Source organism: Amycolatopsis sp. NPDC114505 (genome assembly GCF_055633615.1).
This window is the reverse complement of record NZ_JBVKDV010000003.1, coordinates 1,764,512-1,779,098: the sequence shown is the minus strand read 5'-3', so window position 1 is coordinate 1,779,098 and position 14,587 is coordinate 1,764,512. Positions and strand designations below refer to the sequence as shown.

Genomic DNA, 14,587 nt, shown 5'->3' with positions numbered 1-14,587 from the left:
CTCCCGAGGGACACCGGCGCGATCTTCAGGCGGGGACGGCGTAGGCGATGTCCCGTCCGACGCGCTGCCAGACCACGTCGGCGCAGTTCAGGCCCTCGGCGGAAAGCCGCCGTTTGAGGACCTTGAACGTCGACGTCCGCGGCAGCTCCCGGACCGTGCGCACGTAGGCCGGCACCTGTTTGGGCCCGAGATCGGGCTGGCCGGCGAGGAACCGGCCGAACCCGGCGGGGTCCAGGGGCGTGCCGTCGGTGACGATCGCGGCCATCACCTGGTCCCCGGTCACCGGGTCGGGCACCGCGTAGACGGCGGCGTCGGTGATCGCGGGGTGCCGCAGCAGGATCCGCTCGATCGGTGCGGTGCCGAGGTTTTCGCCGTCGACGCGGAGCCAGTCGCCGAGCCGTCCGGCGAAGTAGCAGAACCCGGCCGCGTCGGCGTAGGCGAGATCGCCGGTGTGGAACAGCCCGCCGCGCAACCGTTCCGCGTCCGCTTCGGGGTCGCGGTAGTACCCGGCGAACCAGCCGGCGCCGGTGGTGTTGACCAGTTCGCCGACGGCCTCTTCGGCGTTGCTCAGCCGGCCGTCGGGATCGAACTCGGCCGGCGGGCACGGCCGGCCGGTGTGCGGGTGCAGGATGGCGACGTCGCCGGCCGGCCGGCCGAGTGAGCCGGGCGGTGTGTCGTCGGTGCGGGCGAAACCCACTCCGCCTTCGGTGGAGCCGAACGCGTCGATGACCTTGCAGCCGAAGCGTTTCTCGAACGCGGCGAGGTCGGCGCTCGCTCCTTCGTTCCCGTAGACCAGGCGCAGCGGGTTGTCCGCGTCGTCCGGGCGCGGGGGAGTGGCGACCACGTAGGACAGGGGCTTGCCCACGTAGTTGGCGTAGGTCGCGCCGAACTTCCGCACGTCGGGCAGGAAGCCGGACGCGGAGAACCGGCGGCGCAGGGCGATGCCCGCACCCGCCGCGAGCCCGACCGCCCAGCCGGCCATGACGGCGTTGGAGTGGAACAGCGGCATCGTGACGTAGACTGTGTCCGATGTGGACAGTCCGAAGCGCTGGGCGAGCATCGCGCCAGGGAACGCGATCTTGCCGTGGGTGCAGCGCACGGCCTTCGGGTCGCCGCTGGTGCCGGAGGTGAAGATCAGCATGAGCAGGTCGTCCGGCGAGGCGGCGACGGGGTCGAGCGGCGCGTGCGCCGACGGCGGTGCGTCCAGGTCGCGCACGTCGATCCCGCCGAGGTCCAGGCCTTCCAGCAGGGGCCGGTACTTCCGCTCGGCGAGCACGAATTGGCAGTCGGCGAGCCGGATGTCCCGCGCGAGGGCGGCCCCGCGCCGCGTCGGGTTGAGACCGACCAGGACCGCCCCGGCGAACGCGCAGGCGCCCAGGAGGACGGAGAAGGCCGGCACGTTGTCGGCCAGAACGCCGACGTGGGGCGGTTTGCCCCAGTCCAGCGTCTCCCGGAGGTCGGCCGCGCGGATCGCCGACGCCCGGACGTGCTCGGCCCACGAGTACGTCTCGTCCTCGAACCGCAGGCCCGGGCGCTCGTCGCCGGCGCGGGCCAGCAGCAGCTCGGTCACCGTCGGGACGCTCATCCACGCACCTCCCGGCTCCGGTGGGCAAAAGTGGAACAGGTTCTATTTCTACCACGATGGTGGCCGGCTTGACCACGCGTCGTCTTCGCGGCTGATTCAGCTCTACGATCGCTGAATGGAGCTGAGGCAGGTCGAGCATTTCCTCGCGGTGGTGCGGTGCGGGAGCTTCACCGCGGCGGCGCAGGAGGTGCACGTGGTGCAGTCGGCGTTGAGCGCGTCGATCCGCAAGCTCGAGGCCGACCTGGGCCTGCCGCTGTTCGAGCGCACGACGCGCCGGGTCACCCTGACCGAGGCCGGGCGGGCGCTGGTGCCGATGGCGCACCGGATCGTCGCGGACGTGGAGGCCGCGCGGGGTGAGGTCGCGGCGCGGGCCGGGCTGACGAGCGGACGGGTGTCGATCGGGACGATCCAGGCGCTGAGCGTGCTCGACCTGCCCGCCAAGCTCGGCGAGTTCCGGAACCGCCACCCGGGGATCCGCATGCACGTCCGCGACGGCACGGTCCCCGACCTGGCGGCCGCCGTCGCGAGCGGTGAGCTGGACCTGGCGTTCCTCGCCGGCGACGAGCCGCTGCCCGGCGAGCTGACCGGGTTCCGGGAGTGGAGCCAGCAGCTCGTGCTGCTCAGCCACCCGGGCCACCGCCTCGCTCGCCGTCGGCGCGTCCGGCTCGGCGAGCTCGACGGCGAGCCGTTCGTCGACTTCAGCGGCAGCGGCATCCAGGTGATGGTCGCGCGCCGCTTCGCCGACGCGGGTGTGTGTCAGAACCGCGTCTGCGAGGCCACGCACCTGCCGCTGCTGGTCGAGCTGGTGGCGGCCGGCCTGGGGGTGTCGATCGTGCCGCAGCCGGTGGCGGAGCGGTCCGGCCTGCCGTTCGCGCGCTTCGAGCAGCCCGCCATCAGCCGGGCGATCCACCTCGCGGGCCGTGGTCCGGAGCCGGTCAACCCGGCGGCTCGGGCGTTGCTGGCGCATCTGCTGACGTGACCCGCCGCCGTCCGGCGGGAGCGAACAGCAACGCGCAGCCGGCGAGCGCCAAGGCCATCGTGACGGTGGTGAACCCGACGAGCGCGGCAACCCCGGCCAGCACGAGCGCGCGGACGCCGAACTGCCGCAGCAGCCGGGCGAGGTCGGTGGTCTCGGTGTCCGCCATGGTTCGAGTATCGGTCCGGGGCGGTGGCGAGTCCAACGCATGATTTCGCTCGGATTCAGCTCTGGGATCGCTGAGTGTCGGCGGTAACCTCAGCCGGGGGAGGGGCAGCCGAGCATCCGGGCCGCGAGTTCGGCGTAGGACTCGCCGAGGTCCTCGGGGGAGTCCGCGCCGTCGAGGCGGTACCAGCGCACCAGGTCGATGCCGAGCGACAGGATCGCGCGCACCGCCCGGCCGATGTCGGGGACGTCGAAGACGCCTTCCCCGACGCCGCGTTCGACGGCGGTCTGCACCATCGCCGAGAACCGTTGCCGGAGCACGAGGATCTCGCCGAAGTGGTCCGGCTCGAGGGCCGCCAGTTCGTACTGGCAGACCCTCGCCACGGTGTGGTGGCGGGCGTGCCACGACACGTGCCCGGCCACCAGCCGCCAGAGGTGGTGCCGGGTGTCGCCGTCGTCGTCCTGGGCCGCCAGCGTCGCGAGGGCGCGCTCGTGACCGGTCCGGGCGATGTGGAACAGCACGGCTTCCTTCGAGGCGAAGTGCACGTACAGCGAACCGGGGCTGAGGCCGACGACGGCGGTGATGTCGCGGGTGGTGGTCGCGTGGAAACCCTTGCGGGCGAAGCACTGCACGGCCGAGGACAGCAGCGCGCGAGCCACCGGGGAAGTGTCCTCTCCCCAGAACTCGCCCGGGACCGTTTCGGGACCGAGGGTGGTCGTCAGCTCCATCGCGGCCGCCGCCGGATAGCGCCCGCCGCCGCGACGGCGGTCCTTTCCGGACATCGCAGCTCTCCCCTCGCCGGGTGCCGGACTTGACACCTCCGGGCCTCGCGGTCATGGTAACTGTGCGCTCAGTCAGCCGAAACCAACGTCGACGAAGACGTAAGGAGGGTCGCGATGGGTCAGCCCGCGACCAGGCAGCCGGCCGTCGTGCTCGACGGCTTCTCCTACCTCGAATGCCCGCGGTGGCACGACGGCAGGCTGTGGGTGTCGGACTTCTACACCGAAAGGGTCGTGGCGATCGACGGCCGCGGCGAGACCGAGGTCGTCGCCGAGGTTCCGGGACAGCCGTCGGGCCTCGGGTTCCTGCCGGACGGGCGCTTGCTCGTCGTGTCGATGCGCGACCACCGCGTCCTCGTGCGCGACGCGTCGGGAGGGCTGACGGAGCACGCCGACCTGTCCGAGGTGGTGTCCGGGGTGCTCAACGACATGGTCGTCGACGACCGCGGCCGCGCGTGGGTCGGCAACTTCGGCTTCGACCTCATGGGCGGCGCCGCGCTGCGCTACACCACGCTCACCCGCGTCGACGCGGACGGGAGCGTCGCCGTCGCCGCCGAGGACCTGGGTTTCCCCAACGGCATGGTGATCCTGCCCGGCGGCGTGCTGGTCGTCGCCGAGACCTTCGCCGCGCGGCTGACCGCCTTCGACATCGGTGAGGACGGCGAACTGAGCGGGCGCCGCGTATGGGCGCAGTTCGGGGAGACTCCGCAGACCGACGACGTCGGCGAAGCCGTGCAGCGCCTCGAAGTGGCCCCCGACGGCATCTGCGCCGACGCCGAGGGCGCGATCTGGGTGGCCGACGCCGTCCACAACCGCGTCATCCGGGTCCAGGAGGGCGGCCGGATCCTCGACGAGATCGACGCCGGCACCGGGGTCTTCGCCTGCATGCTCGGCGGCGACGACGGACGCACGCTCTACCTCTGCGCGGCGCCGTCCTTCGCCGAGCACGAACGCCGTCCGGTGCGGGAGGCCCAGCTTCTTTCGGTCGAGGTCGAGGTTCCGCACGCCAGCTTGCCCTGACCGGCCCGTCGAAAGGAGGGGCCTCGTGGAGGTCTCCTGCGCTTTCCCGACCGCACTGGACTCCCCGGACCACATCGCCGTGGCCGAAGAGCTGGGCTACGCGCGGGCGTGGGTCTACGACACCCCGCAGCAGAGCCCCGACGTGTGGATGACCCTCGCGCTGGCCGCCGAACGCACCGAGCGGATCGGGCTCGGCCCCGGCGTCCTGGTGCCCAGCCTGCGGCACCCGATGGTCAACGCCGCGGCGACCGCCACGCTCGCCGCGCTGGCGCCGGGCCGCGTCGCGATCTCGTTCGGCACCGGGTTCACCGGTCGCCGCGCGATGGGCTATGGCGCGGTCACCTGGTCCTACATGGAGGCTTACATCCGGGCCTACCGCGGCCTCCTGCAGGGCGACGTCGTCGAGTGGGAGGGGGCGCGGATGCGGATGCTGCACCCCGCCGGGCACGCCCCGGCCCGGCCCGTCGACGTCCCGATCCTGATCGGCGCGCTGGGGCCGAAGGGCCACCGGGTGGCCAAGGAACTGGGCGACGGGCTGTACGTCACGCTGCAGCTGCCCGAGTTCATGACCGAGTACTCGTGGGTGCCGTACCTCGTGTGGGGCACGGTGCTCGACGAGGGAGAAGGCACGGATACCGAGCACGCGCGCCAGGCGGCCGGGCCCGGCTGGGCGTTGGCGTACCACGGTGCTCACGAGTTCGGCGGCGCTTCCGCAGTGCGGGCACTCCCGGGCGGCAAGGAGTGGCTGGAGGTGGTGGAGCGGACGCCACCGGACCGCCGGCACCTCGCGGTCCACACGGGTCACTGCGTGGAGCTGGGCGAGGCCGACCAGGCGGCGTGGCAGGCCGGCGGCCACGAGATGCTGCGCGACGTGACGATGAGCGGCACGCGAGACGAGATCCGGCGGCGGCTGGACGAGGTCGCGGCCCGGGGCGTCACCGAGATCGTGTTCCAGCCCTGCGGGCCTGATACCCGGGCCGAGCTGGAGCGGTTCCTCGAAGCCGCGAAGAGCTAGCCGGTAGCGCCCCTTCGCCGCGCCAGATCAGACTCGGCCCTGTTCAGCCGGCGACTGGACCTCGGACGCGCGACGCCAGATCAAGACAGATAAGCGGCGTTGTACCGCCGCGCGGCCGGGGTCTCGTCGATGGTGACGCGGCCGAGGTGGGCCAGGACGTCGAGGTGGGCCTCGATCTCCATCACCGCGGACAGCTGGTGTTCCAGCTGGAGCGCGTCCAGCTGACGGCGGTGCCTCGTCCACGGCAGCCGCCGCGCGACCTCGTACGCCGTGGTCGCGCCGGCCACCAGGAGCTCGTTGACCTCGTCGAGCCGCTCGCGGTGGTGGTCGAGGAGCTCGCGGACCCGGGCGTGCGTGCTCGGGCCGGCCGCGCCGTGGGCCGGCAGCAGCACCTGGTCGGGCCGGTCGAGCAGGAGCTTCAGGGACGCGGTGAACGAGCGCAGCGGCGTCGCCTCGGGCGCGACTTCGAAGCCCAGCGAGGGGGTGATCCTCGGCAGCACGTGGTCGCCGGCGAACAGCACGCCCGCCGCCGCGTGGGTGTAGACGACGTGGCCGCGGGTGTGGCCCGGGGTCGCGACCACCTCCAGCTCGCCGTGTCGCAGCGGGATCCGGTCGCCGTCGCGCAGCCAGCCGTCGGGGGGCCCGTACGGTGTCTCGGCGCCGGACATGTTGATGGCGAGCACTCGCTCGGCCAGCTCGTCGGCCCCGCACCGCGCCAGGAGTTCCGGGTGCCGGGGGAACGGGTTGGTGGTGTCGAAGCCCTCGATGCTGAACCGCTCGTTCTCGCCGATCAGCAGCCGGACGCCCAGCGGCTCACGCCACGCGAAGGCCTGCGTGTAGTGGTCCCAGTGGTGGTGCGTCGCGAGGCAGGTCCGGACGTCGCCGAGCCCGTGTCCCAGCTCGGCCAGCGCGGTCGTGACGGCGCGCTCGTTGGCCGGGCTCACCCAGCCCGGGTCGATCAGCACCAGGCCGTCCGGGCCCTCGAGCACGTAGGCGTTCACCGTGGACAAGCCCGCGATCGGCAGTGGCAGGGGGATGCGGTGGATGCCGGGCGCGACCGGGTGCGCTCCGGGCGTGGTCCAGTCGTCCGGCTGGTCGATCGCGTTCGCGGGCATGTGCCTGTCCTGGTTGGTTGTGGAGCCTATGCAACGACTTTAGTGGCTGACCCGGCCCGCGTGCGTGTGACATATCTCGTGGCGGTCAGGCCTCGTCGTAGCGCGGGACGACGGCGAACACCTCGAGGTCGCCTGGCGCGCCCTTCGCGCGGAACCGGCGCCGCCGGACGGTGAACCGCTCGGTGTCGACTCTCGCCAGCACGTCCCCGGTGACGAGGACTTCGCCGCCCGCAGCCGCGTCGGCGACCCTGGCCGCGATGTTGACGTCGACCCCGAAGTAGTCGCGGCCCACCTTGCGCGGCCGCCCGGTGTGCAGGCCCGTCCGCAGCCGGGGGCGGTAGCCGTCGAGGTCGATCGCGCTGACCGCGCCGCACGTCTCGTACGCCGCCTCGACCGCGGCCGCCGGCTCGCCGAAGACGGCCATCAAGCCGTCGCCGAGGCCCTTGACCACCCGGCCGCGGTGGCGGGCGATCGTGGCCTCGCTCGCGGTCGACACGGCACGCAGCAGCTCGAGCGCCCGCGCGTCGCCGACGTCGAGGGCCCAGCTCGAGAAGCCGACCAGGTCGGTGAACACGATCGTCGTCTCGCCGGTGTCGCCGTCGCGGCCCTGGGCGACGGCCTGCCAGACCTGCACGGCCGCGAGCCCGAGCTCCCGCATCGCGCTGGGCTGCTCGTCCTTCGCCTCGGCCAGCAGCCGGGCGACCCGGTCCGACGGGTGACCCGCGGTCGTCGACAGCGCGTCGCCGAGGTCGCGGTCGCCCGGGATCAGGCGCCGCACGGCGCGGGCGGAGCGGACCAGGCCCGGGCGCCGGTCGGCCGCCCGCAGCCGATCGACGAAGCGAGCCCCCTTCCGGACACGGTCCGGCCGGTCGTCGTGGCTGTCGGTCACCGGCCGCATGTTACCGGCCGGTCCGGGACCGGACCTCGCGAAGCAACGCGGGTCACGTGCCGGGGGCGCACGGCGTCCCAGCGGTGTCCCACGGGGGTGGCGTTCCCGCTGGTCCGGCGGGGTGGGACTGTCCCGGCGTCCCGAGTCGGCCGCGGACCGGCGACCGGCGCGGCGGCCGCTGCCAGCCTCCTCGCCATGCAGAAACTCGCTCTGGCCGTCGCGGTGCTGCTGGTGTTCCCCACCTCAGCCGCCACCACCGCCGCGGCCGAACCCGTCGCGGTGTGCGGGCACACCAGTGCCCAGCCCACCCTGAAACAAGGGGCGTCCGGCGCCGAGGTCGCCGAGGCCCAGTGCGAACTGAACCTGGCGACCAAGGCGAGCCGGTACTCGCCCATCGGCGCGGACGGGTCCTTCGGCCCGGCGACCGACGCCCGCGTGCGCGTGTTCCAGAAGTGCGCCGCGCTGAGCGTGGACGGCGAGATCGGGCCGAACACGTGGGCGGCGCTGAACTCGTGGTCCGCGCGGCCGCGCAAGTGCGCCACCCAGGGCACGGCGGGCACCGCGCAGAGCGTGGTGTGCGGCCTGTCCACCGCCCGCCCGACCCTGCAGAGCGGGTCCACCGGCACGGAAGTCAAGGAACTGCAGTGCCGGCTGAACCTCGCCATGGAGCCGGGCCACTACCCGCCGCTGACCGTGGACGGCAACTTCGGCGACGGCACCCGCAACCGCGTGATCCAGTTCCAGCACTGCGTCAACGCCAGTGCCGACGGCGTCGCCGGGCCCACCACGTGGGCGAAGGTCACCGACTGGTCCAGCCGCAACACCTACTGCACGCCACCGAAGCCCGCCGGGCACCCGATCGACGGCGTGGACACGGCGAAGTACCAGCACCCCGGCGGCGCGGCGATCAACTGGGGCGCGGTGAAGGCGTCCGGGGTCGAGTTCGCGACCGTCAAGGCGACCCGCGGCCTCAACGTCACCGATGACTACCTGGCCACGGACCTGCCCGCGGCCCGCAACGCCGGCCTGGCCGTGGGGCCGTACCACTTCTACACGGGCACCGCGGCCGGCACCGGTGGTGCGCAGGCCGACCGGTTCATCGCCGCCGTCAAGGCCACCGGGTACACCGGCAAGCGCGCCGGTGACCTGCCGCCCGTGTTCGACCTGGAGTGGAAGGACGACGGCTCCGGCGGCTGCCCGCCGTTCGTCACCGTCGCCGACGCCAAGGCGTGGCTGGACAAGGTCCAGACGGCGTTCGGCCGCACCCCGATCATCTACACCCAGAAGTCGTTCCTGGACGCCTGCCTCGGCGGCACCACGGCGCTTTCCGCCTACCCGATGCAGCTCGCCGACTACCGCCAGTCCGTCACGGCTCCGGCGCTGCCGGCCGGGTCGAGCACCTGGCTGATGTGGCAGTACACCGACGCGGCCATCCCCGACGGCATCCCCGCCCCGGCGACCGGGGACGTCTTCAACGGCACCCAGGCCGATCTCGACCAGCTCGCCAACCGCTGAATCCCCGCTACGAAAGGACGAGAATGAGTCTCCCCATGAGCCGCCGCACGGTGCTGCGCGGCGCGGCGGTCATCGGCACCGCCGCGGTGGTCAGCCCGCTGCTGCTGGCCGGCACCGCCCAGGCGTACCCGTGGTCCCGCACCCTCGTGCAGGGCAACACCGGCGCCGACGTCACCGAGCTCCAGATCCGGGTCGCGGGCTGGGCGGCCGACTCGCCGAGCCACAGCCGGGTCTCGATCGACGGCGAGTTCGGCCCCGGCACGGCCGCGGCGGTCCGCCGGTTCCAGGCGGCCTACGGCCTGGGCGCGGACGGCGAGGTCGGCCCGGCCACCCAGAGCGCGCTCAACGCGCTGGAGCAGAGCGACGGGTCCACGGCGCACTTCAACTTCAGCGAGTTCACCGACCGGGTGAGCGGCACCTTCAACGGCGGCAAGGTCAGCGCGGCCACCGCCAAGGAGAACGCCCGCCGCTGCATGTACAAGCTGGAGGCGGTGCGCAAGAAGCTCGGGAACAAGCCGATCACGGTGAACTCCGGGTTCCGCAGCATCGCGCACAACGCGGAGATCGGCGGCGCCAGCGACAGCATGCACATGTACGGCACCGCGGCCGACCTGGACGTGCCGGGCGTGGCCAACAAGACCGTCTACCAGAAGGCCGAGACCAGCGGGTTCTCCGGCCTGGAGACCTACAACACCGACCACCAGCACGTGGACAGCCGGGCCGACCTCGGCCGCGCGTGGTGGTGGGAGAACGGCACGGTCTGACCGGCGGCTGGGGGTCTGACGCCGGAAACCCCGCCCTCGGGGGTTTCCGGCGTCAGCGTGCCGCGAAGCCCGTGCCCTCCGGCCCCGCCCGCCGGGGCCGCCCCTCGCGGAGGGCGCGGGCTTCGCCCTCGGTGCGACAGGCTCAGTGCGACAGGCATCAGCGCGAGAGGCTCAGTGGGACAGCGGGTTCTGGAGCGCCGCCGAGCAGGCCGGCCAGTCGTGGAAGTCGTGGTGCGCGCTCCACAGGCGGTGCGCCGCGTCGATGTTCCAGGCCGGGTCGAACGCCCGCAGCGGCGTGCCGTCCAGCTCCAGCAGGCGGCCGTCGGAGATCTGGAAGATCCCCCAGTTGCGGCTGCCGTTCGTGTTCGGCAGGACCCACAGCGGATCGAGGAACGAGGCGCAGCGGGCGATCGCGACCGCGGTGTCCGGCGCTTCGGTGAACACGGCCCGGATCCGCTGCTCGACCATGGTCGTCGACCAGCCGGCCAGGCTGGTCCGGTGGTCGTACAGCGCGGTCTTGGTGGCCTCGTCGACGACACCGCGGGCGGGCAGGCCGGCCAGTACCTGGAACGCGGTGACCCGGCGCAGCGTCTCCGGGCCGAACGAGCCGTCGACCGCAAGCCGTCCCTGGGCCGAGACCAGCAGGTTCTGCACCTCGGTGACGCACTCGTCGTGCTGGCCCATGCTTACCGGCGGCTGGCAGCCGGGGGAGAACAGCACGCGGTCGGCGTACCGGCCCGGTGCCTGCTCGGAGCCGTCGGCGGTGACCCAGACCAGGCCGCCCGCCAGCAGGACCACGATCGCGATGGCCACCGCGACGTACCAGCGCCGCCGGGGTGACCGCGCGGCGTCCTCACCGGGTGCCCGCGGCGGGGTCTCGGCGGGCTCCGCCGGAACCTCGTCGGCCCGGTCGGCGTCGGCCAGCGCCCACAGCTGGTGCAGTTCGCGCAGCTCTTCCGCGGACGCGCCGCAGACCTTGGCGAACGAGTGGACCACGCGGTAGTCGGCGGGCACGCTCTTGCCCGAGCAGTACCGGTGCAGGCTGGAGCCGCTGGCCCCGGCCAGCCGGCCCAGCCGTTCGTAGCCCTGCCCGCTGCGGTCCTTCAACATGCGCAGGTACGCGGCGAACTTGTCCATGTGCGGTGTCACGGTGACGGGACCACCTCGCTCGGGCAGCGGATGAGGGACGGAAGTTAACACCGTCCCGCGGCGAGCCGGGCGGAAACCCACGGATTGCGCCACCCGGCCGAGCGGTGACCGCCCGTGTGGTGGCCACCCGCCGGCATGCCGACGGATCCCGGTCGCCGTCCGCCGGCGATCCCTTATGGGTGATTCCCCGCGCCACGACGCCGACACGCGGGGCGGGCGGGCGCGGACCTGATTAGGTCTCGCCCGGGCCGCCCGGCGTGGGCGGCCCGTCGTCGTCGGGGAAGGGAACGGGCCGAAGAGAAATGGCCGATCGGACATCGGTGCTCATCGTCGGCGCGGGACCCGCCGGACTGGTGCTCGGGAACCTGCTGCGCGCGGCCGGGATCGACACGCTCGTCCTGGAACGCGGCGGCCGCGAGCACGTGGAAGCCCGGGCGCGGGCGGGGTTCCTCGGCGCGAACAGCGCCCGGGTGCTGACCGAGCACGGACTCGGCGCCGGGATGCTGCGGCACGGCCGCACGCACGGCACCTGCGCGTTCCGCGACGAAGCCGGCGAGTTCGAGCTGCGGTACGACCGGCTCGGCCGCGGTGAACCGCACACCGTCTACCCGCAGCAGCTGCTCGTCGCCGACCTCATCGCCGAATACGTCGCCCGCGGCGGCGAACTGCGTTTCGGCGTGACGGTCACGGACGTCGACGCCGAGACCGCGACCGTGCGCTTCCGCGACGAGCGGGGCAGCACCGGCGAAGTCGCCGCCCGGTTCCTCGCGGGCTGCGACGGCGGCAACGGCGTCACCCGTCGGGCCGTTCCGGCGCCAAACCGCTACGCCCGCGACCACGGGATCTCCTGGCTGGCCGTGCTCGCGGAAGCACCCCAGAGCATGCCGGCGGTCACCTATGCCTTGCACCGCAACGGGTTCGCCGGGCACATGGCGCGGGGACCGGCGGTCACGCGCTACTACCTGCAGGTCCCGCCCGGCGACGACGCCGCGGCCTGGACCGACGAGCGGATCTGGGCCGAGCTGGCCGTCCGGATGCGGACCGGGGAGTTCGGCCCGCTGCGGCAGGGGCCGGTCACCGAGCGCCGGATCGTGCGGCTGCGGTCGGACGTCGTCGACCCCGTGCGGCACGGCCGGCTCTTCCTCGTCGGCGACGCCGCCAGCCTGATCAGCCCGTCGGCCGCCAAGGGCGCCAACCTGGCGATCATGGCCGCCGAGGTACTGGCGGCCGCGCTCACCGACGCCCTGCTGCGCGACGACGAGCGCGGCCTGGCCGCCTACTCGCGCACCTGCCTGCCCCGCATCTGGCGGGCGCAGGAGTTCTCCCACTGGATGATCGGCCTGCTGCACGACGCGGCCGACGGCCCGGAGGCGCGGTTCGGGTCCGCGCTGCGTCGCGCCCGGCTCGACAACCTGCGCGAATCCCGCGCCCACCAAGATTTCTTCGCCGAGAACTACGTCGGCATCTGAGCAACTGGAGTGCCCATGACCGCGACGATCGCCCCCGCGCTCGCGCCGGAGGACCTCGACCGCCTCACGGCGGCCAATGACCTCGTCCGTACCGTCGACACCGACGCGGTGCTCGCGGCGGCCCTGCCGTCGCTGCCCGCCGCCGAACGCGCCGCCCTCGCGGCGCACGCGCCGTTCTCCCACGTGGCGCTGCTGATCTTCCCGGGCACCCTCGAGGGGCTCGGTGAGGAACTGGCCCGCCACGGCCTCGAAACCGGGCCGATGCGGCCCAGCGTCGTCGTGCGGGAGCGGCTGAGCCGCCGCTACGGCGTGCCCGCCGCCGACCTGACGGTCGGCATCCTGCGCGCCCCGGTGACCGACCGCGCCGGCCGGTCGTGCTCGCTGGAGATCTTCGTCCTGCTGACCCCGCCGGAGCTGGCCCACGTCGCCGCCGACGAACGCCGGCGCGGCCACGAAAGCCACTTCGCGCTCGCGGTACCCCGGGCCGACCCGGTCGTCCTGAGCGGACTGCGCGCGGCGATCGCCGGGCAGCTGCGCCCGGACGGGGGCGGGTACAACGGCCACGAAGACGCCACCGTCCTCTACTTCCGCGACGCCGACCACCCCGCGCCCGCCTACCGGCGGCTGGAACTGCTGTGCACCGGCGAGTTCCCGGGGGTGCTCGCCGCGCACCGGCGCGAGTCCGAGCCCGGCACGGAACTGCTCGGGCTGCTGACCGGCGCCTGGGCCACGCGGGCCGTGGCCACGACCGTCGAGCTGCGCCTGCCGGACCACCTGGCCGCGACCGCCGACCTCGCGGATCTCGCCGCGGCGACCGGCGCCGACCGGGAGAGCCTGGGCCGGCTCCTGCGCTACCTGGGCACCCTCGGCGTCGTCCGCGCGACACCCGCGGGGTACGCGCTCACCGACCTGGGCGCCCTGCTGCGCTCGGACGTCGACGGCTCCATGGCGGCGCTCGCCCTGATGTACGGCGGCCCGTTCTACGAGTCCTTCGCCGCGCTCACCGAAGCCGTCCGCACCGGCGAGGAGTCGTACGCGAAGGTCTTCGGCGCGCACCACTTCGCCCACCTGGCGGCGAACCCCGCGCTGGCGGACCTGTTCCACCGGTCCATGGCGGCCAGCAACGCGATGTTCGCCGAGCTCACCCACGTCGTCGACTTCTCGGGTGCCCGGGTCGTCGTCGACGTCGCGGGTGGCAACGGCGCGTTGCTGTCCCGCGTCCTCGACGCCTGCCCGGCGGTCGACGGCGTCCTGATGGACCGCCCGGAAGCACTGGCCGTCGCGGAGCCGGCGCTGGCGCGGTACCCGACGCGCTGCACCCTCGTCGCCGGCGACTTCACCGAGGCCGTCCCCGGCGACGGCGACGGCGACGTCTACCTGCTCTCCCGCGTCCTGCACGACTGGGACGACGCTCGGTGCCACACCATCCTCACCGTCTGCGCCGCGGGCATGCCGGACGACGCGGAGCTGCTGATCGTCGAACGCCTGCTGCCCGAGGACGACGGGACCGCCTCGCTGGCGGTGCCGTGGGACATCCACATGCTCTGCAACGTCGGCGGCCGCGAACGCACCGAGTCGCACTACCGCGTGCTGCTGGCCGGCGCCGGCTTCGAGCTGACCGACGTCCGGTCGCTGGCCCTGGACGCCCACGTACTGCGTGCCCGCAAGGGGGTGCCGCGCCCGGAGGGGCTAGTTTGCCCGGATGAGTCTCCTCGATGACGTGGCCGAGCGCGACGGCTGGCGCTGCTGGGTGTGCGACGAACCGGTCGACCCCGGGATGTCGGTGAACGACCCGCGGGGGCCGAGCGTCGACAGCCGGACCGCCGACCGGAAGGCCAAGGTCGCCGAGCGGCTCGCGCACCGCGGGTGCAACACCCGCAAGGGCGCGGTCAAGGTGGTCATCGCCTGGCCGGACCGGCTGCACGTGGTCGAACCCGCGCCGCTGATCACCGTGGCCGGCCGGCTGGAGCGCAAGGGCGGCCGGGAGATGGTGGCGCGTTCGCCGACGAAGAAGGACGCCCAGGAAGCGGCGGACTGGCTGGTGGACCGGTTCTCCCGGCTCGTGCCGGGACTGCCGGTGACGGCGAACGTCGAGCCGGGCGGCGGCCAGTTCCTCGTCATCCTGGCCACCGGCCGCCGGTGATC

14 protein-coding genes are annotated in these 14,587 nt (G+C 73.3%); 8 read left to right on the top strand and 6 right to left on the bottom strand.

The genetic code is table 11. From position 1 onward, the window contains the following. Positions 1–25 precede the first annotated feature (25 nt). Positions 26–1,585 carry a long-chain-fatty-acid--CoA ligase gene (locus ACZ7OU_RS37250; protein ID WP_470258844.1) on the bottom strand — a complete coding sequence of 520 codons (1,560 nt, stop codon included), beginning with the start codon at positions 1,583–1,585 and terminating at the stop codon, positions 26–28. Between the two features lie 115 nt (positions 1,586–1,700). On the opposite strand from ACZ7OU_RS37250, the gene ACZ7OU_RS37245 reads away from it, so the two are divergent. Beyond that, a complete protein-coding gene (locus tag ACZ7OU_RS37245; RefSeq protein ID WP_470258843.1) occupies positions 1,701–2,564 on the top strand; it encodes a LysR family transcriptional regulator in 864 nt (287 codons plus the stop codon). On the opposite strand, the gene ACZ7OU_RS37240 is transcribed toward ACZ7OU_RS37245, so the two are convergent. Beyond that, positions 2,521–2,730, bottom strand: a complete 210-nt coding sequence (locus tag ACZ7OU_RS37240) for a hypothetical protein (RefSeq protein ID WP_470258842.1) — start codon at positions 2,728–2,730, stop codon at positions 2,521–2,523. The two genes, ACZ7OU_RS37245 and ACZ7OU_RS37240, sit on opposite strands and share 44 nt — an antisense overlap. An 89-nt stretch (positions 2,731–2,819) precedes the next feature. Next, entirely contained in the window at positions 2,820–3,509 is a 690-nt protein-coding gene (locus ACZ7OU_RS37235; RefSeq protein ID WP_470258841.1) for a TetR/AcrR family transcriptional regulator, read from the bottom strand. A gap of 114 nt (positions 3,510–3,623) precedes the next feature. Here ACZ7OU_RS37235 and ACZ7OU_RS37230 point away from each other — a divergent pair, with 114 nt between their 5' ends. Together ACZ7OU_RS37230 and ACZ7OU_RS37225 are read left to right on the top strand one after the other, a co-directional pair. Further along, entirely contained in the window at positions 3,624–4,526 is a 903-nt protein-coding gene (locus tag ACZ7OU_RS37230; RefSeq protein WP_470258840.1) for an SMP-30/gluconolactonase/LRE family protein, read from the top strand. Positions 4,527–4,551: 25 nt separating this feature from the next. Further along, the gene (locus ACZ7OU_RS37225; RefSeq protein WP_470258839.1) at positions 4,552–5,541 is read left to right on the top strand and encodes an LLM class flavin-dependent oxidoreductase; all 990 of its coding nucleotides are present in this window, start codon (positions 4,552–4,554) and stop codon (positions 5,539–5,541) included. 80 nt (positions 5,542–5,621) lie between these two features. On the opposite strand, the gene ACZ7OU_RS37220 is transcribed toward ACZ7OU_RS37225, so the two are convergent. Together ACZ7OU_RS37220 and ACZ7OU_RS37215 are read right to left on the bottom strand one after the other, a co-directional pair. Then, on the bottom strand, positions 5,622–6,656 hold the full coding sequence (locus tag ACZ7OU_RS37220) for an MBL fold metallo-hydrolase (RefSeq protein ID WP_470258838.1): 1,035 nt from the start codon (positions 6,654–6,656) through the stop codon (positions 5,622–5,624). Positions 6,657–6,741: 85 nt separating this feature from the next. Beyond that, a complete protein-coding gene (locus tag ACZ7OU_RS37215) occupies positions 6,742–7,545 on the bottom strand; it encodes an adenylate/guanylate cyclase domain-containing protein (RefSeq protein ID WP_470258837.1) in 804 nt (267 codons plus the stop codon). Between the two features lie 195 nt (positions 7,546–7,740). Here ACZ7OU_RS37215 and ACZ7OU_RS37210 point away from each other — a divergent pair, with 195 nt between their 5' ends. Both ACZ7OU_RS37210 and ACZ7OU_RS37205 read left to right on the top strand, forming a co-directional pair. Further along, the gene (locus ACZ7OU_RS37210) at positions 7,741–9,060 is read left to right on the top strand and encodes a GH25 family lysozyme (RefSeq protein WP_470243023.1); all 1,320 of its coding nucleotides are present in this window, start codon (positions 7,741–7,743) and stop codon (positions 9,058–9,060) included. Positions 9,061–9,083: 23 nt separating this feature from the next. Next, positions 9,084–9,824, top strand: a complete 741-nt coding sequence (locus ACZ7OU_RS37205; protein WP_470243022.1) for a D-Ala-D-Ala carboxypeptidase family metallohydrolase — start codon at positions 9,084–9,086, stop codon at positions 9,822–9,824. Positions 9,825–9,995: 171 nt separating this feature from the next. Here ACZ7OU_RS37205 and ACZ7OU_RS37200 read toward each other — a convergent pair whose 3' ends face one another. Beyond that, positions 9,996–10,973, bottom strand: coding sequence for a helix-turn-helix domain-containing protein (locus tag ACZ7OU_RS37200; protein ID WP_470258836.1), 978 nt, complete (start codon positions 10,971–10,973; stop codon positions 9,996–9,998). 302 nt (positions 10,974–11,275) lie between these two features. Between ACZ7OU_RS37200 and ACZ7OU_RS37195 the strand changes: the two genes are divergently transcribed. Genes ACZ7OU_RS37195 through ACZ7OU_RS37185 form a run of 3 tightly spaced genes read left to right on the top strand, consistent with a single transcriptional unit; the run spans position 11,276 to position 14,585 of the window. After that, a complete protein-coding gene (locus tag ACZ7OU_RS37195) occupies positions 11,276–12,442 on the top strand; it encodes a 4-hydroxybenzoate 3-monooxygenase (protein ID WP_470243020.1) in 1,167 nt (388 codons plus the stop codon). Positions 12,443–12,457: 15 nt separating this feature from the next. Beyond that, on the top strand, positions 12,458–14,161 hold the full coding sequence (locus ACZ7OU_RS37190) for a methyltransferase (protein ID WP_470258835.1): 1,704 nt from the start codon (positions 12,458–12,460) through the stop codon (positions 14,159–14,161). Further along, on the top strand, positions 14,145–14,585 hold the full coding sequence (locus ACZ7OU_RS37185; RefSeq protein ID WP_470258834.1) for a hypothetical protein: 441 nt from the start codon (positions 14,145–14,147) through the stop codon (positions 14,583–14,585). Before ACZ7OU_RS37190 ends, ACZ7OU_RS37185 begins: the two co-directional genes overlap by 17 nt. Positions 14,586–14,587 lie beyond the last annotated feature (2 nt).

Bases quoted from the DNA above. Each gene is read 5' to 3' on its own strand.
- ACZ7OU_RS37240 (WP_470258842.1), bottom strand. From the start codon at position 2,730: ATGGCGGACACCGAGACCACCGACCTCGCCCGGCTGCTGCGGCAGTTC.
- ACZ7OU_RS37250 (WP_470258844.1), bottom strand. From the start codon at position 1,585: ATGAGCGTCCCGACGGTGACCGAGCTGCTGCTGGCCCGCGCCGGCGAC.
- ACZ7OU_RS37205 (WP_470243022.1), top strand. From the start codon at position 9,084: ATGAGTCTCCCCATGAGCCGCCGCACGGTGCTGCGCGGCGCGGCGGTC.
- ACZ7OU_RS37190 (WP_470258835.1), top strand. From the start codon at position 12,458: ATGACCGCGACGATCGCCCCCGCGCTCGCGCCGGAGGACCTCGACCGC.
- ACZ7OU_RS37185 (WP_470258834.1), top strand. From the start codon at position 14,145: ATGAGTCTCCTCGATGACGTGGCCGAGCGCGACGGCTGGCGCTGCTGG.
- ACZ7OU_RS37235 (WP_470258841.1), bottom strand. From the start codon at position 3,509: ATGTCCGGAAAGGACCGCCGTCGCGGCGGCGGGCGCTATCCGGCGGCG.
- ACZ7OU_RS37245 (WP_470258843.1), top strand. From the start codon at position 1,701: ATGGAGCTGAGGCAGGTCGAGCATTTCCTCGCGGTGGTGCGGTGCGGG.
- ACZ7OU_RS37230 (WP_470258840.1), top strand. From the start codon at position 3,624: ATGGGTCAGCCCGCGACCAGGCAGCCGGCCGTCGTGCTCGACGGCTTC.
- ACZ7OU_RS37195 (WP_470243020.1), top strand. From the start codon at position 11,276: ATGGCCGATCGGACATCGGTGCTCATCGTCGGCGCGGGACCCGCCGGA.
- ACZ7OU_RS37220 (WP_470258838.1), bottom strand. From the start codon at position 6,656: ATGCCCGCGAACGCGATCGACCAGCCGGACGACTGGACCACGCCCGGA.
- ACZ7OU_RS37210 (WP_470243023.1), top strand. From the start codon at position 7,741: ATGCAGAAACTCGCTCTGGCCGTCGCGGTGCTGCTGGTGTTCCCCACC.